The organism is Nocardia thailandica NBRC 100428 (assembly GCF_000308795.1).
GTDB lineage: Bacteria > Actinomycetota > Actinomycetes > Mycobacteriales > Mycobacteriaceae > Nocardia > Nocardia thailandica.
Map to the genome: position 1 here is coordinate 84,470 of NZ_BAGK01000127.1, position 24,447 is coordinate 108,916.

Genomic DNA, 24,447 nt, shown 5'->3' on the forward strand with positions numbered 1-24,447 from the left:
CTTCCGGAGGGCACACCGCGTGCACGGCCGATCGCGGACGGAAACTGGCCGCATCGATTCCTAGGGTGGCCGGCATGAGCGATATCCAGCCCTTCCGTATCGATGTCCCGCAGGCCGAGCTCGACGACCTGCGGGACCGGCTCGCGCGTACCCGGTGGGCGCCCGACCTGCCCGACACCGGCTGGAGCTACGGGGTGCCGACCGGGTACCTGCGCGCGCTCGCCGGGTACTGGTGCGACGGGTTCGATTGGCGCGCCGCCGAATCCGCGCGCAACGCCCGGCCCCAGTTCCGGACCGTGATCGACGGGCAGCTGCTGCATTTCACCCATGTCCGCTCGCCCGAGCCGGACGCGCTGCCGCTGGTGCTGGTGCACGGCTGGCCCTTCACCGACTTCGGCGCGACCATCGGCCCGCTCACCGATCCCCGCGCCCACGGCGGGGATCCGGCCGACGCCTTCGACGTGGTCGTGCCCACGCTGCCCGGGTTCGGGTTCTCCGGGCCGACCCGGCGGGCCGGGCAGGCGGCGACCGAGCACGCCGCGGAACTCGTCGCCGAGCTGATGCGGCGGCTGGGCTACGCGCGCTACGGCGCCCAGGGCGGGGACGCCGGGTCCTTCGTGGCGCCCCAGCTCGGCCGCCTCGACCCCGAGCGCGTCGCGGGCGTGCATCTCAACGCGGCCCTCACCATTCCCGCCTGGGACGACGACGGCGCCGGGTACAGCGACGCCGACCGCGAGCAGCTCGCCGCCCTGCGGGACTGGAGCAGCCGCGACACCTCCGCCTACGCCGCGGTGCACGGCACGCGCCCCCAGACCCTCGCGCACGCCCTCACCGACTCGCCCGCCGGGCTGCTGGCCTGGATCGTCGACGTGGTCAACACCTACAAGGATCCCGCCGCCGCGCTGCCCGAGGACTCCCTGGATCGCGACGCCCTGCTGGCCGAGATCACGGTCCTGTGGCTGACGGGTACCGCGGGGTCCTCGTTGCGCCTGTACAAGGAGTCCGGGCAGTGGGGCGCCGACCTGCCGAGTTCGGGAGTGCCGACCGCGGTGGCGCGCTTCCCCGGCGATTCGACCATCCGCGGGCTCGCCGCGAAACAGAACAACCTGGTGCGCTGGACCGAGTTCGGTCGCGGCGGGCACTTCGCCGCGATGGAGGCGCCGGACCTGCTGGTCGGCGACATCCGCGCGTTCTTCCGCGACCTGCGCTGAGCGGCGGGGCCGGGGCGTCGCGACCCGGCCCCGCCGCCGGTCAGCGCGCGGTGACGTCGTCCAGGCTCGCGTGCCTGTGCAGGCGGCCCTCGGCGTCGAGCTCGAGGACGACGTCGATCCCGAGCCGCGCGAGGAACGCGTGGTCGTGGCTGACCACGAGCAGCGCGCCCCGGTAGGCGTCGAGGGCCTCGGCCAGATGCTCGACACTGGCGATGTCGAGGTTGTTGGTCGGCTCGTCGAGGACGAGCAGCTGGGCGGGTGGTTCGGCCAGCAGCAGCTTGGCCAGCGCGACCCGGAACCGTTCGCCGCCGGACAGGCTGCCCACCGGACGGTCGGCGGCGTCGCCGCGCAGCAGCAACCGGGCCAGCTGGTTGCGGACCGTGTTGGGCGTGGCGCCGGGCGCCACCGCGCGCACGTTGTCCAGCGCGCCGGCGTGGTCGTCGAGCCCGTCCAGGCGCTGGGGCAGGTAGCCGACCCGGTCGGTCTCGAGGGTCCCCGACGGCCTGCCCGGCTCGGCGGGGCGGCCGTGCACGAGCTGTGCGAGCAGGGTCGACTTGCCCGACCCGTTCGGCCCGACCAGCGCCACCCGTTCCGGCCCCTGGATCACCACCGTGTGCCCGCCCCCGCGCAGTTCGGCCAGCCGCCGGCCGCGCGGGACGTCCGGGTCGGGCAGGGTCAGGTGGATGTGCTCGTCGGCGCGCACCCGCGCGTCGGCGGCATCCACCGCGGCCTGTGCCGAGCGGACCTTCTCGTCGAGGGTGCCGCGCAGCGCGCCCGCCGAGTTCTGGGCGCGGCTGGCCCGGTTGCCCGCCAGGATCTTCGGGATCCCGCCGTCGCGCGCGGTCTTGCGGGCGGTGCGTTCGCGGCGGGCCAGGGTGGTCTCGGCCTCGACACGCTGGCGTTTCTCGGCCTTGAGGGTCTGCTGCGCCGCGCGGGCGGCCTGCGCGGCGGCGGCCTGTTCCTGGTCGAGATGCGCCCGCCAGGCGCTGTAGGGGCCGCCGAAGGCGGTGAGGCTGCCCGCGTGCAGCTCGGTGGTGGTGTCCATGTGCTCGAGGAGCTCGAGGTCGTGGCTGACCACCACCAGGGTGCCGGGCCAGTCGTCGACGAACTCGGCCAGCCGGGCCCGCGTCGGCCGGTCCAGGTTGTTGGTCGGTTCGTCCAGCAGGGTGATCGGGGTGCGCCGCAGCCGCAGCCCGGTGAGGGCGACCAGCATGGCCTCGCCGCCGGAGAGCTCGGCCACCCGCCTGCCGAGATCGCCCGCGCCGAAGCCGATCCGGTGCAGGGTCTGTTCGGCGCGGGCCTCGATGTCCCAGTCGTCGCCGATGGTCTCGAAGTGCCGCTCGTCGGCATCGCCCGCCGAGATGGCGGCCAGCGCGCGCAGGATCGGGTCGATGCCGAGCAGCGCGGCGACGGTCGTGTCGCGGCGCAGGGTGAGCGTCTGGGGCAGGTAGCCGACCTCGCCCTCGGTGTCGATCCGTCCGGAGGTGGGCCGCAGTTCGCCGGCGATCAGGCGCAGCAGGGTGGACTTGCCCGCGCCGTTGCGGCCGACCAGTCCGGTGCGGCCGGTGGTGAAGGTGCCGTCGACCGAGGACAGCGCGACGGTGCCGTCGGGCCATTCGTAGCTCAGATCGCGCAGCGTGACAGTGGGTTTGGTGGACATGCTGGTCGTCTTCCTTCCGCCCGTCGCGGCGACGGGCGTCACGGTGGTTCGGGTGACTTCCGGCCACAGCACATCCTCACCGGGAGGGGCGGGCCGACGCGGAACGAACACGCCGGTGGGGGACACGCAGTCGGAGATTGCGGTCGGAACGGCCGGTGCGGGCCGGGTGGCGCGCACCGACGGGAAGCCACCGGGGTTCGGTGGCTAGATTCTGTCGACCTCGATCAGCACATCGGCCACGGTACCAGCCGGGCCGCGGCGACCGGTGGCCCCCGGCGCGCCGCGGCCCGGCGGGGCTCAGGCGAGGACGGTGCCCGGGCGGCAGCCTCGGGCGCGGATCCGGTCGGCGACCGAGAGCAGGCCGGCCGCCACGTCCCGGTATTCCTCGGCCAGGGCCCGGGTGTCCGCCATCCGTGCCCGCAGGAGCCTGCCGTCCGCGGCTCCCCGCGCCGCGCCCCGGACGGCCGCCAGTCCCGCGCCGGAGCTGCGGTCGCGCAGGGCGACCAGGTCGGTGAGGTGGTCGGCCAGGCGGCCGCGCAACGTGGTCGCGGCGTCGAGGTGCCGTTGGTCGAGCACGATGCCCGAGGCGAGGGCGGCGGGCGCGGACGGCGGTGTGGCGGGGGAGCGCAGGTCGGCCTCGACGCGCTCGGCGAACCCGTCGAGGTCGGCCAGGACGCGCCCGCCGCCGATCTCCACGGCGGTGATCCAGCGCCGGGCCGCGTCGAGGTAGGTGTCGAAGGTGCCGGTGGCGTCGGGGTCGGCGGCGAGGAGACCGTCGACCGCGGTATCGAGATGTCGCAGGCCCGCCGACAGCCGCTCGGTGACGGTCAGGCATTGCCGGATCAGGCCGGTCGTCCGGGCATGGATCCCGATCGGGTGCATCTGCATCGCGACATTCAACCATTGTGAAACCAACGGGATTCGCAATTTCGGGTTGTCGTGTGTGACAGGTTACTCCGCCGGATCCCGTTGGGGCGCGGGACAACTCATCGCGCCCCGGGTCGCACGATCATGAGGATCACCACGACGGTCCAGAGCAGGTTGTAGATCCCGGCCAGCATCGACAGCCTGCGCAGCCGGGCACCGTCGTCGGGCGAGTCGAGGGCCTCGCGTTGCAGCGGGTGGATGACCACGGCCAGCAGCGCGCCTGCCAGGAAGGTCAGCGCCATCGCGGCGAAGATCCAGATCTCGCTCATGCGGCCCTGGATCGTCGCCAGAGCGATCCCGAGCACCGGGACGAGCACCGCGAGCAGCGCGTAGCTCCCGGTGATCCGGTGGAAGGCCCTGGCCGCCGCGGCGTCGCGCACGTCGCCGGCTCCCGGCGCCGTGGTGACCGGCGCGTAGCGCGGGAACAGGCTGGCCGCGACCGCCGACCCGCCGATGAAGACGATGCCGGCCAGGACGTGCGCCGACAGCAGGATTTTCTCCACTACTCCTCCAACCTTCAGTGTGGTTGAAGCATAGCGGCGAGCTTCAGTTGTGTTGAAGGTTGTGGGTGACATCACCGGTGCGCGCGGCCGGAGCCCGCCCGGCTCAGCGGCGGACGCGGGTGAACGCGGCGGTCACCGCCGTGCCGATCTCGCGGTGGACGGGATCGGCGCCCGGCCCGAACAGGCGCGCGTCGACCTCGGCGATGACCCCCTCGGCGGAGCGGAGCAGGCGGTGACCGGCCGCGGTGAGCTCGATCGTCGAGGCCGACCCCGCCCGTGCCGTGCGGTCGCGCACCAGGCCGGCGGCGAGCATCGACTTCACGCCGGTGTGCACGCTCTGGACGCTGATCGCGCCCATGCGGGCCAGGTCGCTGAACGAGGCGCCCGGCACGCTGGCGATGTGCCCGAGCAGGGCCAGCCGCGAGATCGTCAGGCCGAGCGGGGCCAGCGCCGCGCCCAGTTCGGCCTCCACGCGATGCGCCAGCGTCAGCACCAGGACCGACGCGCTGACGGGAGGCGGGGCGGGGCGTTCTCGGTCGGCGGTCACCGGCCCATTTTCCCGCACCGCGGCGCGCGGGCGGGGAAGGTGGCCGTCAGGTGCGTTCGGCCAGGACGAGTCCGACGGCCGGATCGCCCACCTGGACGGGGCGCCCGAGCGGGGCGACGAGATCGTCCCAGGCATGGAAACCGGTCCGCCAGCCGTGTTCGGCCAGCCAGGTCTCCAGCGGTGGGGCGGATTCCTCCGGCGCGATCGGCGCGGCGCCGTCGCCGGTGACCAGCGCTCGCAGTTCGGTGTAGGCGGGCGAGTGCGGATCGACCGCGAACCGTCCGGTGCCGAAACGGCTTCCGGGCGCCGAGCATGCGGTGAGGTCCGCGTACACCCGCAGGCGGTGCGCCGGCGGCAGGTAGGGGAGCGCGCCCTCGTCGACCCAGTGCGTCGGCAGATCGTCCCGGAAACCCGCCGCCCGCAACGCCTCGACCCAGTCGGCCCGCAGGTCGACCGGAATCACCCGGCGGGCGCAGGTGGGCACGGCGCCGCCGGCGCGGAGCACGGGCTCCTTGAACGCGAACAGCTCGGGCAGGTCGAGTTCGAAGACGGTGACCTCCGGGGGCAGCCCCATGCGGAAGGCGCGCGTGTCGAGTCCCGCGCCGACCACGACGATCTGGCGCAGCCCCCGCTCGACCGCTTCGGCGACCCGGTCGTCGACCAGCCGCACCCCGACGCTGCGCCCGGCGAAGAACTGCTCGGCCAGCGCCTCGACCCGCGCCCAGCGTTCGGGGCCGCCGGGCAGCCGGGCGAAGTCGGTGCGGGCCGCCGCGACGAAGGCCGCGGCGAGCGGATCGTCGTAGAGGCGATCCGGGCGGGCCGACTCGGTCGCGCGGATGACGGCGACGCCGACCGCGGTGAGGGCGACCCCGGCGACGGGAACGTGTGTGCCGGACGTGCCGGACGTGCCGGACGTGCCCGACGGGCTGGACTCGGTCATGATTGCCTCCCCAAACTGACTTGCCGACCGGCTAGTGATTCCGGTCACGGCCACGACGCTATGCTTCTCCTAGCCGGTCGTCAAGTAAAAGGAAGAGGCGTGGACGGACGTCGCAGTGACACCAGGGAGCGCATCCGCGCCGTCGCGATGGAGCTGTTCTCCGAGCGCGGCTACGACAAGACCTCGCTGCGCGAGATCGCCGAACGCCTCGGCGTCACCAAAGCGGCGCTGTACTACCACTTCCGGACCAAGGAGGACATCGTCGCGAGCCTGTCCGACGACCTGCGCCGGGGCGTGGACGACATCGTGACCTGGGCGCAGGAGGCGCCACCCGGTCCCGACCGCGCCCGGCAGATCCTGCTGCGCTACAGCGCGCTGCTGCACGGGCTCGGCCGGGACATGATCCGCTTCTGGCACGAGAACCAGCCCGCGTTCCGCGACCTCGGCTTCGGGACGAGCCTGCGCTACCAGTTCCGGGTCCTCGCCGACCTGATGGTCGCCCCGAGCCGGGACCCGCTGGCGATCTACCGGGCGCGGCAGGCGCTGCTGGCGATCAGCTGGAGCCTGTCGATGATGGGCGATCTCGAGCTCGACGACGACGTCCTGCACCGGGAGGCGGTGCGGATCGGCACCGGCATCCTCGGATCACCCGGCGAGTGACCGCCGGTCCTCCACGAAGGGGCCGGCCCGGTCGTCGTGCGGACGACAGGCGGTGGCGTGCCGGTGTCGAGGACGGACAGGGCCCGAACGGGTTCAGTCGAGGCAGAACTCGTTGCCTTCCGGGTCGGCCATGACGATGAAGCCCGCGCTCATCGGCGGCGCCGGTTCGAAGCGGCGCACCCGGGACGCGCCGAGGCCGACGAGGCGGGCGCACTCGGCCTCGAGGGCGGCCATCCGGTCCTCGCCGTGCAGGCCGGGGGCGGCGCGGACGTCGAGATGCACGCGGTTCTTGGCGACCTTGTCCTCGGGGACCTGCTGGAAGAACAGGCGCGGCCCCCGGCCCTCCGGGTCCTCCACCGCGGAGTTGGTGTTGCGCTGCTCGGGCGGCACGCCGACCTGTGCGAGGAACCGATCCCAGGCGTCGAGGGGGTCGGTGCCCTCGGGAACGTCGACGCCGGGCGGGCCCGGGTGCACGTATCCCAGGGCGTCGCGCCAGAACGTCGACAGGGCCCGCGGGTCGTGGGCATCGAAGGTGATCTGGATCTCTCGGCTCATGCTCGTGATGCTAGGCGCGCGGTCCGACAGATCCCGGACGGTCCCGCTCACGGTGAGCCGAAGGGTGTTCGCCGGCCCTTCGCGTCCGCACACTGGCCCGCGTTGGAGAGTTCGTCACTGACGCGAGGGAGACGCGCGATGACCACCGAAACCCGTACCACCCTGAATGAGGTCGACATCGACGCCGTGGGCGGCCTGATCGAGGCCGTCCGGACCGATCCGGCCAAGGGACACACCACCTGGGCGGCGCACGTGCGGTGGAACGGCGCGTTCGCCTCCTCGGCGACGATCCGCTCGTTCGACCCCGTCCCGTCCGACGAGCCGCCCGCCCTCGGCGGCGGCGACACCGCGCCCAACCCCGTCGAGCAGCTGCTCGCCGCGCTGGGCAACTGCCTCGCCGTGGGCTACGCCGCGAACGCCACGGTCGCGGGGATCGCGATCGAGGACCTGCGCATCGACCTGCGCGGCGACCTCGACCTGCAGGTCTTCCTCGGATTGTCCGAGGGGCACGCCGGTTTCGAGACCATCACGGCCACGGTGCGCCTGGACTCCGACGCGACGCCGGAGCAGCTGGCCGACCTGCACGCCAAGGTCGCGGCCAGCTCGCCGGTCGGGCACACGCTGCGGCACGCGGTGCCGCTGGAGATCGTCGCGGGATAGGCGCCCGGGCAGCCGTCACCAGGCCTCGATGATCGGCGTGCCGGGGTCGTGCAGGTCCCACCGCTCGGTGAGGCGGTGCAGGCGGGCGGGGGTCGCGATGCCACGGACGGCGGCGATCCGGCCCGCCCGCGTCTCGAGCACGAGGATGCCCCGGACGCGCCGGTCGACGAGGGCGATCATCGCGGGCGAACCGTTGACCAGCGCGGCGTGCATCGTCGCGGTGCCGCCGGCGAGCGCGCGTTTGGCGGGGGTCGGGGCGAAGCCCGCGCGGACGGCGCGAGCGATCCGGCCCGGGGTGTCGTAGCGGAGCAGCCGGCGGAGCCCGCCGAGACCGGCCCCGTCGGAGGTGCCGGTCGCGTCCTCGGTGAGCAGGGCGACCAGGCGGTCGGTGCGGCCCGAGGACGCGGCGGCGACGAAGGCTTCGACGATGCGCCGCGCCTCCGCGCGGTCGACATCGGTGTCGTGGCGGGCGGCCGCGACGCGACGCCGGGCCCGGTGCGCGTGCTGCTGACTGGCCGACTCGGTGATGCCGAGGATGGCCGCGATCTCGGCGTGGGAGTACGAGAACGCCTCGCGCAGAACGTAGACCGCCCGCTCGGTGGGGGTGAGGCGTTCCATGAGCAGCAGCACGGCCAGGGTCACCGACTCGCGCTGTTCGGCGGTGTCGGCGGGGCCGAGCATGGGGTCGCCGTCGAGCAGCGGTTCGGGCATCCACGCGCCGACGGCCCGCTCGTGCCGCGCGCGGGCCGACCGGAGCCGGTCCAGCGCGAGGTGGGTGACGATCGTGGTCAGCCACGCCTCGGGGACCGCGATGTGCTCACGGTCGGCGGCCTGCCACCGCAGGAACGCGTCCTGGACCGTGTCCTCGGCGTCAGCGGCCGAGCCGAGCAGACGGTAGGCCAGGGAGGCCAGCCGGTGCCGGCTGGCCTCGAAACGCGCCACGGTGGCAGTGTCCACGCGCACGACTCTAGGCGGCGACCGCGCCCGGTCGGGCAGGCGCCGCGGCGTCGAGGCGATGGGCGCGCCGCAGCGTGCCGACGCCGGGATGCCCCACGTTCCAGGCGGCGCCGCGCAGGATCGCGGCCTTCACCCACGCCGCGGGCCTGCCGCGCAGCGACCACGTCGACTCCGCCGCGCCGTCGACGAGCTGGAAGATCGCGTCCCGGCGGCCGAGCGAGATGTGGTTGCCGACGTAGGCCAGCGAGGTCGTACGGACGGTCCGGCCGGTCCGGTCGCCGATGATCGCGGCGGTGGCCTGCATGCCGGTGAAACCGGCCGACGCGCACGACATCGGCAGCGGGCGCCCGTTGTCGCCGACGACGAACACGGCGTCCCCGGCGACGTAGACGTCGGGGTGCGAGACCGACCGCATCTGCCGGTCGACCCGGATCCGGCCGTCCTCGGCCACCGCGAGCCCGGCGGCCGCGGCGATCGGGTGCGCGGCGAAACCGGCCGCCCACACCGTGACATCGGCCGCGAGGGCGGTGCCGTCGGCGGCGATCGCGCCGTGTGCGCCCACCCGGGTGATCGCGGTGTGCTCGCGCACCGTGATCCCGAACCGGTCGACGGCGCGCGCGAGGTGGCGACGGGCCCGCTCGCCCAGCCACCCCCCGAGTTCGCCGCTGGTCACCAGGTCCACCCGCAGGTTCGGCCGGGCTTCGGCGATCTCGGTGACGGTTTCGATCGCGGTCAGGTTGCCGCCGACCACGAGGACCCGCCCGCCGTCGGGCAGGCCGTCCAGGCGGGCGCGCAGGCGCAGCGCCGACGGGCGCGCGGCCACCGGGAAGGCGTGCTCGGCCACGCCGGGAACGTCGTGCCCGGCGGCGGCGCTGCCCAGGGTGTACAGCAGCGCGTCGTAGCCGAGGGTCTCCGGGCCGTGCCCGCCCGTGATCGCGACGGTCCGCCGGTCGGGATCGAGGCCGGTCACCCGCGCCACCCGGAACCGGATGCCGGTGCCCGCGAAGATGTCCGCCAGCGGCCTGCGCGGCAGGTCGCGTCCGGCGGCGAGCTGATGCAGGCGCAACCGTTCCACGAAGTCGGGATCGGCATTGACGACCGTGATCTCGAAATCGTCCGCGTGGAGCCGGCGGGCCAGGTAACCGGCCGAGTAGGCCCCGGCGTAACCGGCCCCGAGGACGACGATGCGGTGCTTCATGGTTCGCTCCTGTCTGGTTCGCGTGCACCTTGAACGGGGCGGCGCGCGAATTCCTGACAGCGCCTCGGCGTGATGTGGGTCACAGGTCGATCGGCGCCGGCCGGCGCGGTGCGGCGCGCGATCGCGGACCCGGCCGCCGCGCCGACGAGATCAGCGAAACGACCAGTCCGGCAACGGTTCCCGCGCGGCCAGCCACTCGGCCGGCACTCCGCGCGCGCCCGCCCGGTCGCCGACGCCGGTGTGCGCGGCCACGATCCCGCCGACGATCGCCGCCGTGGTGTCGGCGTCCCCGCCCGCCTCCACGCACGCGGTGACCGCGGCCGGATAGTCGCGCAGATGGGTCGCGGCCGCCCACAGCGTGAACGGCACCGTGTCCTGGGCGCTCACCTGCGCGCCGTTGCCGAGCTCGTAGGCGGCCTCGGCGACCGTCGCCCCGAGCAGTGCCCGGGCGCGGCGGATGCCCGACGCGGTGCGGCCGTCGATCAGACAGGGGTCGACGGCGTCGAGCAATTCCGCTGCGTCGCATCCGCTCTCGCGGGTCGCGGCGGCGTGACAGGCGGCCACCGCGACCGCCATGGCGCCGATCACGGCCTCCGCGTGCCGGTGCGTGATCTCGGCCGAGCGCGCCGCCTCGGCCGCCGCGCGATCCGGCTCCCCGGCGAACCAGGCACCCAGCGGCGCGACCCGCATCGCCGCCCCGTTGCCCCACGACCCGCGCCCGTCGAAGAGCGCGCCCGCCGCCTCGGCCCACGGGAGACCGTCCCGGATGCGGTGCAGTACGGCGACGGTCCCGCCGCTGTAGCCGCGATACGGCTCGCAGCGGTCGGCGAACACGGCAGCCAGCGCGTCGCGGTCGACCGACCCGCGATCGTGTAGTTCGGTGTAGACCGACGCGGCCATTTCGGTGTCGTCGGTCCACGGCCAGGGGGCGGCGGGTGGACGACCGGCGAGGAGATCGGGCACGGAACTGCCCGGGACGAAGAACTGGGCGCCCAGCGCGTCACCGACGGAGAGACCGTCGAGACTGTCGCGGGCGGCGGAGCGATGACGCGGCATGTCCGCGTCATCGTGCCATATCCGCGCGCGGACGGCACCGCCCCGGGTCGGTTGTCATCGCGGTTGGCTGGGATCCTCGGGATCGCGCAGCGCGTCGCGTTCGTAGCCCGCGCGCGTTGACCTGTTCGTGCCCAGGGCCGCGACCTGATCGGGCACCATCCGGCGGTACACCGCGGACCGCAGCAGGTCGGGCAGCAGGCCGGCGGCGCGGACGAGGAGGCCGACATAGCCGGGGACGGTCACGTCGAAGCGAGGCCGCTCGATCACCGCCGCCACCGCCCTCGCGACCTGTTCGGGGGTCAGCCGCGCGACGGCGCCGGAGGAGGTCCCCGCGGCGAGCCGGGTCTCGACGACGGTCGGCATCACCACCGAGAGCTCGACGCCGCTGCCGCGCAGTTCGGCCCGCACGGCGGACAGGTAGCCGTACACCCCGTGTTTGGTCGCGGCGTAGGTGGCCTCGCCGGGCGGGGCCAGCTTGGACGCCGCCGAGGCCACCGTGACGATGTGACCGCGTCCGCGCTCGCGCATCCGCGGCGCGGCCAGGCGCACCCCGCGGATGACCCCGTGCAGATTGACCTCGAGCTGCCGGTGCGTGGCCTGGTCGGACTCCTCGTCGAAGGGGCCGACCCACATCACCCCGGCGTTGTTGACCAGCACGTCGATCGGCCCCCACCGCGCCTCGACCGCGTCGAGGAAGGCGCGGAACGAGCCGGAGTCGGTGACGTCGAGCCCGAATCCGGCCGTCTCGCCGGGCAATCCGGCCGCGGCCGTGGACGCCGCCGCCGCGTCGAGGTCGCCGAGGGCCACCCGGTGGCCGGCCGTGGCGAGCTGCGCGGCGACGGCCAGCCCGATTCCTCGCGCGGCGCCGGTCACGGCGATCACCCGCCCGCGCGGCTGTTCCGATCGACCCATCGGGTCTCCTCCTGTCGGCGAACTATCTGACATGTCGGCATGTCAAAAGTTGCGTCGAGTATGGCACAGCCGGGGCGGGAGCGGGCGCGGTCAGTCGCGATCGCCGGGGGCGCGCAGGCTCGCCGAAGCGGCCAGGAACAGGCGCGCGCACACCGTGGTGAGGACCCGCGGCGACTGCCGCATGCCGGTCATGAGCCAGTCCACCAGCAGGTTGTTCACCGCGCCGGACAGGGCGACCGCGGTCAGCTGGGGTTGCTCGTCGCGCGCGTCGATGCCCGGCCGGCTCGCCCAGACGGTGACGATGAGATCGGCGAACGCGCGAAGGACGCCGTGGCGCAACTCCTCGAGCTCGGGGGAGACGCCGACCACCTCGATCAGGACGACCCGGGCCCGGCGCGGATCCTCGGTCAGCTGGGCGATGAACGCCCCGAGACCATCGCGGGCGGCGGCCGCGTCGTCGTCGCCCGCCGCCGTGATCGCGGCCTCGGTGACCGCGCGCAGGGTGGCGACGAGCTCGGAGTAGAGCGCGGCGAGGGCGGCGCGCCGATCGCGGAACGACTCGTAGAAGTAGCGCTCGGTCAACCCGGCCGCGTCGCAGATCTGCTTGACCGAGGTCGCCGCGAAGCCCTGGGTACCGAACAGCTCGAGCGACGCCTCGAGCACCGCCGCGCGGCGGGCGCGGGTGCGCTGCTCGGCGGACATGCCGGAGTAGCGCCGTCCGGTGCCGGAACCGCCTGCGGCTGCCATGGGTCGGGAGGTCCTTCCGGTCGGGACACGTCGGCACCACTCTGCCACGGCCTCCGCGCCGCCCGCGCCGAGCGGGGCGCCCGCGCCCGCAGGTCCCGCGACCCCTACGCGCTAGCTCGCCGGCGCCGGGACGGTGAAGCGGCCCGCGTTGTCCGCCGCCCAGCGGGCGAAGGTCGTCGCGGGCGCGCCGGTGATGTCGGCGACGGCGGTGAGCGGGAGCAGGTCGGGGTCCGGATCGAAGCCGAGCAGCACGTTGTCGACGTACCAGGCGGCGCGGTCACCCATCGCGGGGGCGAACGCGGCCACCGCCTCGTCCCGGGTGGCGGGCAGGCACGGGATCGGCCGGCCCAGCGCTTGCGCGAGCTGCTCGACGAGCTCGTCGCGGCGCAGGACCTCCGGGCCCGCCAGCGGGTACGCGCGGCCGAGATGGTCGTCGGACAGCAGCGCGGTGGCGGCGACCGCGGCGATGTCGTCCATGGCCACCGGCGCGCTCGCCGCGTCCGGGCGTGGCTCGCGGACCGCGCCGGTGTCGGCGATCTGCCGGGACCAGAACAGCGTGTTCTCCATGAAGTCGGCCGGCCACAGGTGGGTGAAGGCGATCCCGCTCGCCTCGACCGCCGTCGAGACGGTGCCCCACCAGCTCTCGGGCTCGCCGGACAGGTCGACCACGTGCCGCACGCCCGCACGCACGGCCGCCGCGAGGACCTCCTCGATCGTGTCCGGCGTGGGCGCCAGGTACACCCGCTCCACCCCCGCGAACGCGGCGGGCAGGCTGTCCGGCCGACGCAGGTAGCCCGTCACGACCTCCACGTCGGCGGGCAGCGCGGCCCGGCGCGGATCGGTGGTCAGCGCGCGCACGCCCGTGGCGCCGGCGGCCAGCAGGTGGTCGACGACCCGGCGGCCGATGTTCGCGGTCGCTCCGGTCACCAGGATGGTCATGGGGCCTCCGTCAGTGGCTCGACTTCTTGGGCTTCTTCTTGTATTTCGGCTTGTCGTGGTCGGGTTCCCACTCGTAGCCGGGGACGTTGCGCTCGCAGTAGCTGTTGTCGACCACGACGTCGCCGCGGTCGAGTTCGCACCAGCGTTCGGTGCGGGCGCACGAGGTCGCGCCGCCCGCCGCGAGCAGGGACAGGGTGAGCACCGCGAGGGCGGTGCGGGTGCGCGTGGTCATGCCGGCTCGTCTCGGTGCGGGGTCACAGGTCACGGTGGTCGATCCTTCGGACCGAGAGAAGGTTAACCGGCAGAACGGGTTTCGTGGGCGGGAGCGCGCCTCAGGCGCTTTGATCCGGCCGGTCGGACAGCCCGAGCCGCAGGTGCTCGCTGTGGTAGATCGCCTCGTCGAGCAGCTGTGCCACGTGGTTGTCGTAGAGGCTGTAGACGATGCTGCGGCCGGCGCGGGTGCCGACCACGAGGCCGAGATTGCGCAGCAGCCGCAGCTGGTGCGAGACGGCGGACTGTTCCATGCCGATGGTCTCGGCCAGGGTCGACACCGCCATGGGCTCGCGCGCCAGCTCGATGAGGATCATGAGCCTGCTGGGGGTGGCCAGTGCCTGCAGGGTGGTGGCGACGCGGGACAACGCCTCGGCGTCCAGACGCGGGAGCGCCTCGTCGCGCCCGGTCGTTCCGTGTCCCATGGGGGCAGCATACTCGAGTAACGAATGAAGACGTGTTCATGTGTTCTGGTATGGTCGGCCGCGTCGATCACGTCCGGGGAGGTTCCGATGTCAGTCGCGACGCAGGTCGCCCACCACCGCACCGCCCCGCCGGCGCCGCCGCCGGGGCGTGCCCGCTTCCTGGCCCTCGCCGAGGTGCGCTGGGCGCTGCTGGCGCTCGGCCTGTTCGCGCTCGGCGGCGTCGCGCAGCTCGCCGGCGCCCCCGCGTGGTCGTGGTGGGCGCTGTACCTCGGCTGCTGCGCCGCGGGTGGATGGGAGCCCGCGGCCGCGGGCATCGGGGCCCTGCGGCAGCGGACCCTCGACGTCGACCTGCTCATGGTGGTGGCCGCGGCCGGCGCGGTCGCGCTCGGGCAGATCACCGACGCCGCGCTGCTGATCGTCATCTTCGCGACCTCGGGCGCGCTCGAGGCGTTCGCGACCGCCCGCACGGAGGACGCGGTACGCGGCCTGCTCGACCTCACGCCCGACACCGCGACCCGCCTGCGCCCCGACGGCCGCGAGGAGACCGTTCCCGCACGGGATCTCGCGGTGGGCGACCTGATCCTGGTACGGCCGGGCGAACGCATCGCCGCCGACGCGAGTGTCGTCGCGGGCGGCAGCGAGGTCGACCAGTCGACCATCACCGGCGAGTCCCTGCCGGTCGACCGGACCGCGGGCGACGAGGTGTTCGCCGGCACCCTCAACGGCACCGGCTCGCTGCGGCTGCGGGTGACCCGCCGGGCCGAGGACTCGGTCGTCGCCCGCATCGCGGCGCTGGTCGAGGAGGCGGCACGGACCGAGTCGCGCACCCACCTGTTCGTGCAGAAGATCGAACAGCGCTACTCGCTCGGCATGGTCGCGGTGACTCTCGCGGTCTTCGCCGTACCCCTGGTCTTCGGGGCGACGGTGACCGACGCGCTTTTGCGCGCCATGACCTTCATGATCGTGGCCTCCCCGTGCGCGATCGTGCTCGCGACGATGCCGCCGCTGCTCGCGGCGATGGCCAACGCCGGACGGCACGGTGTCCTGGTGAAGTCCGCCGTCGTGATGGAGGGCCTGGCCGCCGTCGACACCGTCGCCTTCGACAAGACCGGCACCCTCACCCACGGGACGCCCGCGTTCGGCGAGGTCCACGTCCTCGCACCGGAATCGGACACCGACCGGCTCCTGGCGGCGGTGGCGGCCGTCGAGCGGTACAGCGAGCACCCCGTCGCCCGGGCGATCACCGCGACCGCACGGTCCCGCGGGCTCACTCTGCCCGAGGTCACGGACTTCGCCGCCCGACCGGGCCGCGGCGTCCACGGTACGGTCGAGGGCCGGGTCATCGCCGTCGGCGCCCCACGGGAGTACCCGCCCGGCCCGGTAGGCGCCCCGGTCGTGGCGGACCTCGCGGCGCGTGGTCACACGGCCGTCGTCGTCCACCGCGACGGCCGGCCCGCGGCGATCCTGTCCGTCGTCGACACGCTGCGCGCCGACGCGGCGCGGGCGGTCGCCGCGACGGCCCGGCCGCCGATCACCGGCACCGTCCTGCTGACAGGGGACAACCCGGCGAGCTCGGCGCGCGTCGCCGCGGCGGTCGGCATCGCGCGGGTACACGCGGATCTCCTGCCCGTGGACAAGGTCGCGCTGGTGCGTGAGCTCCAGGAGCAGGGCAGGCGGGTCGCCATGGTCGGCGACGGGGTCAACGACGCGCCCGCGCTGGCCGCGGCGGGCACCGGTATCGCCCTGGGGCGCACCGGGGCCGACCTGTCCCGGCAGACCGCCGACACCGTCGTCCTGGGCGACGACCTCACCGCCGTCCCCGCCGTCCTGGCCCTGGCCCGCCGCGCCCGTCGCGTCGTCGACGCGAACCTGGTGATCGCGGGGGTGTTCATCGCCGTGCTGTCGGTCTGGGATCTCGTCGGGCACCTGCCGCTGCCGCTCGGCGTCGCCGGACACGAGGGTTCCACGGTCATCGTGGGGCTCAACGGCCTTCGCCTGCTGCGCCGCCGCGCGTGGACGCCGGACTAGGGTCTCGTCACCGCTCGGCCAGGCGCAGCAGCGCGGCGCGCAGGTCCGGGCGGACGCCGCCCGCGTCGAGTTCGAGCAGCGCGGTCTCGGCGACGGCGGCGACGAGCAGCACGGCCACCGGCGCCGGGTCGGACCAGCCGATGGCCGCCAGGTCCGCGGCGGCCAGCTCGGCGGCCGCGGCGTTGCGCGAGGCCACCTCGGCGCCCAGTCCGGCGTCGGTGCGCGCCTGCACCAGCAGACCCTTGGTGGCCGGGTCGCCCAGGCACCCGTCGAGATAGACCTCGATGCCCGCGCGCAGGCGCCCCGCGCCCGGCGGGAGCCCGTCGATCGCATCGCGGACCCGCGCGAACAGCGTGTCGTGGAACTCCCGGTGCAGGGCGAGGAGATAGTCCTCGCGGCTGGGCCAGTGCTGGTAGAAGCTGCCCTTGGCCATGCCCGCGCCCGCGGTGATGGCGTTGACGGAGACCTTGCCGAGGTTCTCCGTGCCGAGCAGGGCGCGGCCCGCGTCGAGCAGGGCCCGCCTGCCGGGTTCGGGGGATCTCATCGACGTACCTCTCCACGAGCGCGCAGGAACGGCACCACCGTATCCAGGAACAGATCCGGTGCCTCGCAGAAGGGTTCGTGGCGCGTCGCCAGCACGGCGACCTCGGCGCGGGGGAGCGCCCGCGCGACGCCCCGGCGGTTGAGCGGCCACGGGTTGATCGGATCCCGGCGGCCCCACACCACCTGCACCGGCACCGTGACCGGCAGCGGTGCCCGCGCGGCGAGATCGAGGTCGGGATCGGCGATCGTGCGCCACAGCGCGCGATACACCGCCAGCCGCACCGGGTCGGCCGCGGTCCGCCCGGCCCGTGCCAGCGCGTCGCGCACCCCGCCGCGGTCGGGTGGGCCCAGATACAGCCGGGCGGCCGGTACCACGGCCCGCTTCGCCACCGCCTCCGCGGACATGAACCGCGACATCGCCCGGACCAGCGGCCCGTGCGGCACGAACCCGGCCGGTTGCACCAGGATCGCGCCGAGCAGCCGATGTGGTTCCCGCTCGGCGAGCCGGATGGCCGCGTAGCCGCCGACACTGTTGCCGACGACCGTCACCGGCCCGAATCCGTGCTCGTCCTGGAGCGCCGCCAGGACGAGCGCCGCGACGCCCGGCAGGGCCGGCGAGGTCACGGCCTCGGGATCGGGGACGCGCGAGTCGCCGAAGCCCGGCCAGTCGAGCGCCGCGACCGACCACTCCGCGCCGAGCGCGGGCAGGATCGGCGCGAAGTCGCGGTGGTCGCCCGGATTCGCGTGCAGCAGCAACACTCCGGGCGCGGTGCCCGGCGTGCGACCGCTCAGGTGTACCGCGACCGAGCCCAGTTCGGTCTCCACCACTATCCGCATTCGTGCCTCCCGAGAAGTGCGGTCCCCACTCCGAGGGTACGGATGACCGACCGGTCGGTCAAGCGATCGCCGATAAATCGATGGCGGCGCCGGGGGAGCGGGCTCTACGGTGTCCGCATGTCGTCGTGTAGCTGCTTCCAGCGTTTGCGGACCCGCCGGGCTCTGGCCCGCTAGCGGACGCAGGCGACTCCACCTCTCCCCGCGTTCGCGGGCGCGCCCAGGGCCCTTCGAGACCTGTTTCCTCTCGAAGACCCGAAAGGGCTGCCGCCATGGCGCACAACCATTCCTCCCGCAGGTCCGGGTACGGACATCACGCTCACACCCGGGCCGGGGCCGCCGGGGGCCGTCACGCACCGCGCGACCGCCGCCGCGAACTGTCCCAGAACTTCCTCGTCGACCGCCGTGCCGTGGACCTGATCGTGCGGGCCGCCGATCCGCGCGGCCGCGTGCTCGAGCCGGGCGCGGGGGCGGGCATCCTCACCCGCGCGCTCGCCGGGCGCGGTGCGGCGGTCACCGCCTACGAGATCGACCACCGGCTGGCGGCGACGCTGGCCGCACGGTGTCGCGGGGACGAGCGGATCCGGGTGATCCGCGGCGACTTCCTGCGGGCGCGACCCCCGCGCGAGCCGTTCGCGGTGGTGGGCAACATCCCGTTCTCGGCGACGGCCGGGATCGTCGACTGGTGCCTGGCCGCACCGGGACTCACCTCGGCGACCTTGGTCACCCAGCTCGAGTACGCGCGCAAGCGCACCGGCGACTACGGCCGCTGGAGCCTGCGCACGGTCGCGACCTGGCCGTGGTTCGACTGGGAACTGGCGGGCCGCGTCGGCCGGGACTGCTTCCGGCCGGTGCCGTCGGTCGACTCCGGCGTCCTGCGCCTGACCAGGCGGCCGCGACCGCTGGTGGCCGACCGGCGTGCCTACACCGGCCTGGTCCGGCTCGGATTCACCGGAATCGGGGGATCGGTGCGGGCCTCCCTGCGGACCCGCTGTCGCGGCGTCGACGCGGCGCTCGCCCACGCCGGCATCGCCCCGCACGCGGTCGTCGGCCACGTACACCCCGAGCAGTGGGTTCGCCTCGCCGAGGTCTTGACGGTGTGATTCCACCGAAGTGGCGCTCCTTCCCGGCAGGGGAGGAGCGCCACCGGGGCGACCCTCGCCGAACCGGGGGAGTGGGGCGCCGGCTCGCGATCGGGATGCCGGGCAGGGGGATCGCGCACCCCGGACCCGCGTCCCGCAGCCCGTACCGCGATCGGCAAAGCTCCACCGAAGACGCTTCGGTAAATTCCATGTTGATACTCAGATATGCGCATCTAACTATATAGTTCTCTCACCAACCTGCCGCCGCCACAAACACACCCCTGCCCAAAAACGGCTCAGGACAGGGGAGCCCGGGCCTGCGATGAGTTTCGCCGCGGGAGGTCGTCGGAACTGATATCGGAGCGAACGGAAGGACGATCATGGCTGTCGAGACCACGAACCTGGACATCTACGGGAACGCGCCGCTGGAGTGGTCGCGGGCGCGGGCGGCGTTGCACGGCTTCGTCGCGCAGCCGCAGCAATCGGTGTTCCTCGGCACCGTGGGGCCGGACGGGCGGCCGCACACCACCGGCGTCGGCGCGGTGTGGCTGGACGACGGTGTGTACGTGGTGAGCGGGCTGAAGACCCGCAAGTCCCGGAACCTGGCGGCGAACCCGGCCTGCACGGTCGCGTTCGCGCTCGCGGATCTGGACGTGGTGGTCGACGGCACGGCCGCCGTCGTCCGTGACGGCGAGACCCTGGAACGGGTCGCGCGCTACTACCGGGACAACGGCTGGCCCGTGGAGGCGCGCGACGGCGCCTTCACCGCGCCCTACAGCGCGCCGAGCGCCGGACCCGCGCCCTGGCACCTGTATTTCATCACCCCGGAATCGGTCGTCGGTGTCGCGACGGCCGAGCCCTACGGCGCCACCCGGTGGACGTTGCGCTGAGCGCGCACGTCCTGGAACAGGCATGATGGCGACATGGCCTGGTCATCGCCGAGCTCGCCGTCCCGCGTCGCCGTCACCGCCGTCGTCGCGGGGGTGACGGCGCTTCTGCTGTGGGGCGAGTACGCCAGCTGGCGGGCCTCGCGCAGGCTGACGGGCGCGGCCGAGGGGCCGGACGAGGTGGTCGTGGTCCTCGGGTTCCGCAACCAGGCGCCCCGCGCGAACCTGGTGAACCGCGGGCGGGTCCGCGCGGGACTCCGGTCGCGGGACCCGGGCGCGCGGACGAGCCGGCTGATCTTCACCGGCGGCGCGGTCGCGGGCGAGGTCAGCGAGGCCGAGCTGATGGCGGGCTACGCGCGCAGGCTCGGTTACACGGGCCCGGTCGAGACGGAGACGGAGTCGCGGTCGACGTGGGAGAACATCGCCAACGTCGAGCCCCTGCTCGAGTCCGCCGACCGCATCAAGATCGTCTCGGACGCGCCGCACGCGGCGCGTGCCCGCCGCTATCTGCTGCGGCGGCGTCCCGATCTGGCCGCCCGGCTGGTCCGTGGCGAGGACTACCGTTTCGGCGAGTCCATGCCCCTGAAGCCGGTGGTCGCCCTGCTCGACGCCTGGAAGCACCGGCGGGAATCCTGAGCGGCGGCGGGCTCGGTCACGACACCGGTTGTCCCGCGGGCTCGTCGGCCGGGACGGGGGCGGGGCCGGGATCGGTGGGCGCCAGGGCCAGGCGGACCCAGGTGTTGTTGACCGCGGACGCGCCGGAGAGGTAGTCGGTGCGGGCGGGGTCGTGCAGGAGGTTGACGTTGACGCCGGGATGGCCCGCGGCGACCGTCCAGCCGACGCCGGGGTCGTCGTGGCCCCAGCCGTGCGGGATGGCGACGACGCCGGGCCGGATGTCGGTGCTGATCTCGACCGGCACGGTGACGGTGCCGACGGCGGAGGTGACGGTGGCGCGGGCGCCCTCGGTGAGGCCGCGCCGGGCGGCGTCGTCGGGGTGGACGAGCACGGTGCAGCGGTCGCGGCCCTTGACCATCGAGGGGATGTTGTGCAGCCAGGAGTTGTTGCTGCGCAGGTGCCGCCTGCCGATGAGCTGTAGGTCGTAGCCCTCGGTGCCGGGCTGGTCGGCCTCGGCGAGGACCCTGGCGAGGGCGGCGCGGAAGTCGTCCGGCACGAGGTGGACCCGGCGGTCGCGGGTGCCGATGAGTCGGGGCAGGCGGGGGCGCAGGGGTCCGAGGTCGATGCCGCCGGGTGTGGCGCGCAGGCGGCGGATGGTGACGGCGTGCCGGCCGCGCCGGAGCAGGCCGTAGGGTCCGGTGGCGACGGCGGCCGCGGTGAGGCGCAAGGGGGTGAGCTGGGCGAACAGCGCGTCGAGGACGCGGCCGGTGAGCCGGCGGGCCGGGAGACGGGTGATCTCGGTGACGAGGCGGGCCAGGATCTGCCAGTCCTCGAGGGCGCCCGCGGGCGGCTCGAAGACGCGGGCATCGAAGCGGGCGTTGTTGCGGACGCTGAAGATCGGGAAGAGCAGGTTGAGTTCTTCGCGTTCCAGGGCCGAGACCGGCGGCAGGATGAAGTCGGCGTGGCGGGTGGTCTCGGTGACGTACATGTCCACGGCGACAAAGAGTTCCAGGCCGCGCAGGGCGTCGGCGAGGCGGCCGCGTTGCGGGGTGGACAGCACGGGGTTGCCCGCGTAGGTGATCATGGCGCGGATGCGGCCGGGGCCCTCGGTGGTGATCTCGTCGGTGAGCGCGGCGACGGGCAGTTCGCCGCGGAAGGACTTGTGGGTGCCGGAGCGGTCGGTCCAGGAGCCGTGGCCGACGGGCAGGTACTTGCCGAAGCGGGCGGCGTCCACGGGCGGGGTGGTGAACATCTGGCCGCCGGGGCGGTCGAGGTTGCCGGTGACGGCGTTGACGGTGTTGACCAGCCAGTGGGTGAGGGTGCCGGTGGTCTGCTGGCAGACGCCGATGCGGGCGTAGACAACGGCCGAGGGCGCGGCGGCGTGGTCGCGGGCGAGGCGGCGCAGGGTGTCGGCGTCGACGCCGGCGTGCGGGGCCATGGCTTCGGGGGTGGTGTCGGCGACGAGGGCGGCGAGGTCGTCGAAGCCCGCGCTCTGGGCGCGGACGGCGGTGGTGTCGCACAGGTTCTCGGTGAGGAGGACGTGGAGCACGGCCAGCAGCAGGAAGACGTCGCCGCCGGGGCGCACGGCGATGTGTTCGTCGGCGAGGCGGGCGGTTTCGGTGCGGCGGGGGTCGATGACGACGACCCGTCCGCCGCGGGCGCGGACGTCGCGGATGCGTTGTTTGGCGCCGGGCATGGTGGTGATCGAGCCGTTGGACACGGCGGGGTTGGCGCCGAGGACGACGAGGCGGTGGGTGCGGTCGATGTCGGCGACGGGCATGAGCACGTTGGACCCGAACATGCGCCAGGCGGCGAATTCCTGGGGCATCTGGTCGATCGAGGAGGCGGTGAAGAAGTTGCGGGTGCGCAGCGCCGTGCGCAGCAGGATGCCGTAGAGGACCGAGGAGCTGTGCGCGGCGGGGTTGCCCATGTACATGCCGACGGCGTGGGGTCCGTGTTCGGCGCGGAGGGCGCGCAGGCGGCGGCCGATCTCGGCGAACGCCTCGTCCCAGCCGACGGGTTCGAAGGTGTCGCCGACGCGGCGCACGGGGGTGCGCAGCCGGTCGGGGTCGTGGTGCAGGCCGCCCATGGCGGTGGCCTTGGGGCAGATGTAGCCCTTGGACAGGACGTCGTCGGGATTGCCCTCGATGCGGGTGACGCGGTCGTGGTCGACGGTCACGAGGATTCCGCAGTGTGCTTCGCACAGGGTGCACTGTCGCGCGACGGTTCTGCCGGTCATGTCCCCACCTTCGGTTCGGCGATGGGTCAACGCTAGCGCGGGTGCGGTGTCGGCGGATCCGTCTCTGGTAGGAAATTCGTTCGAATCTATCAGCGGGGTCAGGCGCCCGAGGACAGGGCGAGGATGCCGGTGGCGAGCAGCAGGATCACCTTGGCGAGCTCGAGGGCGATGTAGACGTGATGGGCGTGGGAGCGGGGCACGTCCAGACCGGCGAGGACGGCGTCGCTGCGGCGGGTCAGCGCGGGGCGGACGGCACCGAGCTGGGCGGCGAGCACGGCCAGGGTGAGCGCGGCGGTGACGGTCAGCGCGGTGGACGGTTCGCCCGCGACCAGGGCGGCGAGGACGGTGAGCGCGAGGATCACCTCGGCGATGTTGAGGGCGCGGAAGACCAGCCGCCCGATGCCGAGGCCGATGCGGAGGGTGACCTCGGGTGCCCGGAACTTCAGGGGTGCTTCGAGGAACGAGATGGCCAGGACCATGCCGAGCCAGCAGAAGGTGGTGGCGGCGATGACGGCGGCGGCGGTGCTCACGGGTGGGTCCTCTCCACCGGCGACGGTGGCCGCCGGTGCCTGCCAGCATGTCGCATCGGCGCCGCGCGCGGTGGGGTCTTCGGTCCTCGATCGCGCGGTGTCAGTGCCGCGTCAGGAATCGGGGCGGGGTGGTCAAGGTGGCGTCAAGGGCGGGTCGAACCGGGCGGGGACGGCGTAGGTGTGGAGTCGGCCCCGCCGATCAGGACAAGCGGGGGTAGCCAGGAGACCATCGTGACGTTGCTGGAGATTCTTCCGTCGCTGCGCTCGACCACCACGCCCCGGCTCGACCCGGCGGTGTGGCCGGCCGAGACCCACTACGACGGCGAGGGCCGGATCTGTGTGGGCGGGCTCGCGCTGGCCGAGGTGGCCGACGAGTACGGGACGCCGGTGCGGGTGCTCGCCGAGGCGGAGGTGCGCAGGCAGTGCCGGGCGCTGCGGCGTGCGCTGCCGTCGGCGGAGATCGTCTACGGCGGGTCGGTGCTGCCGAGCGGGGCGGTGGCGCGCTGGGCGGGGGAGGAGGGTCTCGGTGTGGGGGTGTGTTCGGCCGGGGAGCTCGCGGTGGCGCGGGCGGCGGGCACCGATCCGGCGCGCATCGTCTGGTACGGGGCGGGCAAGACCGGCGACGATCTGGCGGCGGCGGTGTCGGCGGGGGTGGGCCGGATCGTGCTGGATTGCCTGTCGGATGTCACCCGGCTCGGCGCGTCGGCGACGGATCGGCGGCCGGTGCTCGTGCGGATGCGCGCGGGCATCGACGTAGGCGGGCACGCGGTGGAGCGGGAGCCCGGTTTCGGGCCCGGCGGCTCGGCGGCGCGGGAGGCGATGGCCCGGCTGGTGGCGCATCCGCGGTTGTGGCCGGTCGGGCTGCACTGCCGGCTGGGGCACGGGGTCAGCGATCCGGATCACTACGGCGAGGCGGTGCGCCGGTTGATCGGCGAAATGGCTTGGATGCGCGCGGAGTTCGGGGTGGTGATGACGCACCTCGATCTGGGTGGGGGGTTCGCGGCGGCGGCGCAATCCGGGGACGCGGAGATGAATCTGCGGGAGCTGGCCGAGATCCTCGAGGACGCGCTGGACGCGGGGTGCGCGCGGCATCGTTTCCCACGGCCGGTGCTGACGCTGGCGCCGGGCCGGTTGCTCGTGCAGCGGGCGGGGGTGACGGTGTATCGGGTGCTGGGTGTGGAGCGCGACGGGGACGGGCCCGCGGTGGTGACCGTCGACGGTGACGTGGCGGGCCTCGGGCCGCACGAGGTGGTGGCGGCGGGCCGTCATGCGGTGGGTGCGCGGATGACGGCGGCGGTGCTCGGCGGGCGGCGCGGCGCCGGGCAGACGCTGGCCGCGGCGGTGCGGTTGCCCGCGGATCTGGCGGTGGGTGAGGTGTTGGCGGTGCCGGGGACTGGGGTGGTGTCCGCCGGGGTCGGTGCTGCGCCGCTTGTCGCGGTGGAGCGCGGGCGGAGCCGGGTGTTGCTCCGCCGTGAGGTGGCCGCGGATCTGCTGGCCCGCCAGGTGTGTGATCGCTGAGCGT

The 24,447-nt window shown here is 74.0% G+C and carries 26 protein-coding genes; 8 read left to right on the forward strand and 18 right to left on the reverse strand.

Annotated features, from left to right (window positions below; genetic code table 11):
- The first annotated feature begins 74 nt into the window (after positions 1-74).
- Complete coding sequence (locus tag ON36_RS13755) at positions 75-1,211, forward strand: epoxide hydrolase family protein (protein ID WP_043652319.1); 1,137 nt, start codon at positions 75-77, stop codon at positions 1,209-1,211.
- Between the two features lie 40 nt (positions 1,212-1,251).
- On the opposite strand, the gene ON36_RS13760 is transcribed toward ON36_RS13755, so the two are convergent.
- The 5 genes from ON36_RS13760 to ON36_RS13780 form a co-directional block, all read right to left on the reverse strand.
- Complete coding sequence (locus ON36_RS13760) at positions 1,252-2,871, reverse strand: ABC-F family ATP-binding cassette domain-containing protein (protein ID WP_043652592.1); 1,620 nt, start codon at positions 2,869-2,871, stop codon at positions 1,252-1,254.
- Between the two features lie 297 nt (positions 2,872-3,168).
- A complete protein-coding gene (locus tag ON36_RS36610) occupies positions 3,169-3,759 on the reverse strand; it encodes a hypothetical protein (RefSeq protein ID WP_043652321.1) in 591 nt (196 codons plus the stop codon).
- 98 nt (positions 3,760-3,857) lie between these two features.
- Positions 3,858-4,301, reverse strand: coding sequence for a hypothetical protein (locus ON36_RS13770; RefSeq protein ID WP_043652324.1), 444 nt, complete (start codon positions 4,299-4,301; stop codon positions 3,858-3,860).
- 103 nt (positions 4,302-4,404) lie between these two features.
- Entirely contained in the window at positions 4,405-4,848 is a 444-nt protein-coding gene (locus ON36_RS13775) for a MarR family winged helix-turn-helix transcriptional regulator (RefSeq protein ID WP_043652327.1), read from the reverse strand.
- Positions 4,849-4,894: 46 nt separating this feature from the next.
- On the reverse strand, positions 4,895-5,788 hold the full coding sequence (locus ON36_RS13780) for an SAM-dependent methyltransferase (RefSeq protein WP_052313959.1): 894 nt from the start codon (positions 5,786-5,788) through the stop codon (positions 4,895-4,897).
- A 99-nt stretch (positions 5,789-5,887) separates the two neighbouring features.
- Between ON36_RS13780 and ON36_RS13785 the strand changes: the two genes are divergently transcribed.
- Positions 5,888-6,448, forward strand: a complete 561-nt coding sequence (locus ON36_RS13785) for a TetR/AcrR family transcriptional regulator (protein ID WP_043652329.1) — start codon at positions 5,888-5,890, stop codon at positions 6,446-6,448.
- A 93-nt stretch (positions 6,449-6,541) separates the two neighbouring features.
- Here ON36_RS13785 and ON36_RS13790 read toward each other — a convergent pair whose 3' ends face one another.
- Positions 6,542-7,003 (reverse strand): VOC family protein, encoded by a 462-nt coding sequence (locus tag ON36_RS13790; protein ID WP_043652332.1) that lies wholly within the window; start codon positions 7,001-7,003, stop codon positions 6,542-6,544.
- A gap of 138 nt (positions 7,004-7,141) precedes the next feature.
- On the opposite strand from ON36_RS13790, the gene ON36_RS13795 reads away from it, so the two are divergent.
- Positions 7,142-7,663, forward strand: coding sequence for an OsmC family protein (locus tag ON36_RS13795; RefSeq protein ID WP_043652334.1), 522 nt, complete (start codon positions 7,142-7,144; stop codon positions 7,661-7,663).
- A 15-nt stretch (positions 7,664-7,678) separates the two neighbouring features.
- Here ON36_RS13795 and ON36_RS13800 read toward each other — a convergent pair whose 3' ends face one another.
- The 8 genes from ON36_RS13800 to ON36_RS13835 all read right to left on the reverse strand — a co-directional run bounded on the left by ON36_RS13800 (position 7,679) and on the right by ON36_RS13835 (position 14,167).
- Positions 7,679-8,620 (reverse strand): sigma-70 family RNA polymerase sigma factor, encoded by a 942-nt coding sequence (locus tag ON36_RS13800; protein ID WP_043652336.1) that lies wholly within the window; start codon positions 8,618-8,620, stop codon positions 7,679-7,681.
- Between the two features lie 10 nt (positions 8,621-8,630).
- Positions 8,631-9,818: an NAD(P)/FAD-dependent oxidoreductase gene (locus tag ON36_RS13805; RefSeq protein WP_043652339.1), complete on the reverse strand. Its 1,188-nt coding sequence runs from the start codon at positions 9,816-9,818 to the stop codon at positions 8,631-8,633.
- A 150-nt stretch (positions 9,819-9,968) separates the two neighbouring features.
- On the reverse strand, positions 9,969-10,874 hold the full coding sequence (locus ON36_RS13810) for an ADP-ribosylglycohydrolase family protein (RefSeq protein WP_043652342.1): 906 nt from the start codon (positions 10,872-10,874) through the stop codon (positions 9,969-9,971).
- A 54-nt stretch (positions 10,875-10,928) separates the two neighbouring features.
- A complete protein-coding gene (locus ON36_RS13815) occupies positions 10,929-11,786 on the reverse strand; it encodes an SDR family oxidoreductase (protein ID WP_043652345.1) in 858 nt (285 codons plus the stop codon).
- Positions 11,787-11,876: 90 nt separating this feature from the next.
- Complete coding sequence (locus ON36_RS13820) at positions 11,877-12,533, reverse strand: TetR/AcrR family transcriptional regulator (protein ID WP_043652347.1); 657 nt, start codon at positions 12,531-12,533, stop codon at positions 11,877-11,879.
- Between the two features lie 111 nt (positions 12,534-12,644).
- Complete coding sequence (locus ON36_RS13825) at positions 12,645-13,472, reverse strand: NAD(P)H-binding protein (protein WP_043652349.1); 828 nt, start codon at positions 13,470-13,472, stop codon at positions 12,645-12,647.
- Positions 13,473-13,482: 10 nt separating this feature from the next.
- Positions 13,483-13,704 (reverse strand): hypothetical protein, encoded by a 222-nt coding sequence (locus ON36_RS13830; protein ID WP_043652353.1) that lies wholly within the window; start codon positions 13,702-13,704, stop codon positions 13,483-13,485.
- A 100-nt stretch (positions 13,705-13,804) separates the two neighbouring features.
- Positions 13,805-14,167 carry an ArsR/SmtB family transcription factor gene (locus ON36_RS13835; protein ID WP_043652356.1) on the reverse strand — a complete coding sequence of 121 codons (363 nt, stop codon included), beginning with the start codon at positions 14,165-14,167 and terminating at the stop codon, positions 13,805-13,807.
- Positions 14,168-14,254: 87 nt separating this feature from the next.
- Here ON36_RS13835 and ON36_RS13840 point away from each other — a divergent pair, with 87 nt between their 5' ends.
- On the forward strand, positions 14,255-16,195 hold the full coding sequence (locus tag ON36_RS13840) for a heavy metal translocating P-type ATPase (RefSeq protein ID WP_052313960.1): 1,941 nt from the start codon (positions 14,255-14,257) through the stop codon (positions 16,193-16,195).
- A 7-nt stretch (positions 16,196-16,202) separates the two neighbouring features.
- Here ON36_RS13840 and ON36_RS13845 read toward each other — a convergent pair whose 3' ends face one another.
- Both ON36_RS13845 and ON36_RS13850 read right to left on the reverse strand, forming a co-directional pair.
- Entirely contained in the window at positions 16,203-16,739 is a 537-nt protein-coding gene (locus tag ON36_RS13845) for a TetR/AcrR family transcriptional regulator (protein WP_043652359.1), read from the reverse strand.
- Positions 16,736-17,575, reverse strand: coding sequence for an alpha/beta fold hydrolase (locus ON36_RS13850; RefSeq protein ID WP_043652362.1), 840 nt, complete (start codon positions 17,573-17,575; stop codon positions 16,736-16,738). Before ON36_RS13850 ends, ON36_RS13845 begins: the two co-directional genes overlap by 4 nt.
- Before the next feature lie 269 nt (positions 17,576-17,844).
- Here ON36_RS13850 and erm point away from each other — a divergent pair, with 269 nt between their 5' ends.
- From erm to ON36_RS13865, 3 genes are all read left to right on the forward strand, one after another.
- On the forward strand, positions 17,845-18,675 hold the full coding sequence (erm, locus tag ON36_RS13855) for an ErmE/ErmH/ErmO/ErmR family 23S rRNA (adenine(2058)-N(6))-methyltransferase (protein WP_083885124.1): 831 nt from the start codon (positions 17,845-17,847) through the stop codon (positions 18,673-18,675).
- Positions 18,676-19,034: 359 nt separating this feature from the next.
- A complete protein-coding gene (locus ON36_RS13860; protein WP_043652365.1) occupies positions 19,035-19,544 on the forward strand; it encodes a pyridoxamine 5'-phosphate oxidase family protein in 510 nt (169 codons plus the stop codon).
- A gap of 33 nt (positions 19,545-19,577) precedes the next feature.
- Positions 19,578-20,177: a YdcF family protein gene (locus ON36_RS13865; RefSeq protein ID WP_083885125.1), complete on the forward strand. Its 600-nt coding sequence runs from the start codon at positions 19,578-19,580 to the stop codon at positions 20,175-20,177.
- Between the two features lie 16 nt (positions 20,178-20,193).
- Here the strand turns inward: ON36_RS13865 and ON36_RS13870 are convergent, their stop codons facing one another.
- Together ON36_RS13870 and ON36_RS13875 are read right to left on the reverse strand one after the other, a co-directional pair.
- A complete protein-coding gene (locus ON36_RS13870; RefSeq protein ID WP_052313962.1) occupies positions 20,194-22,395 on the reverse strand; it encodes a molybdopterin oxidoreductase family protein in 2,202 nt (733 codons plus the stop codon).
- Positions 22,396-22,493: 98 nt separating this feature from the next.
- Positions 22,494-22,925: a hypothetical protein gene (locus ON36_RS13875; protein WP_043652368.1), complete on the reverse strand. Its 432-nt coding sequence runs from the start codon at positions 22,923-22,925 to the stop codon at positions 22,494-22,496.
- Between the two features lie 231 nt (positions 22,926-23,156).
- Here ON36_RS13875 and ON36_RS13880 point away from each other — a divergent pair, with 231 nt between their 5' ends.
- Complete coding sequence (locus ON36_RS13880; protein ID WP_043652606.1) at positions 23,157-24,443, forward strand: diaminopimelate decarboxylase family protein; 1,287 nt, start codon at positions 23,157-23,159, stop codon at positions 24,441-24,443.
- The last annotated feature ends 4 nt before the right edge of the window (positions 24,444-24,447 follow it).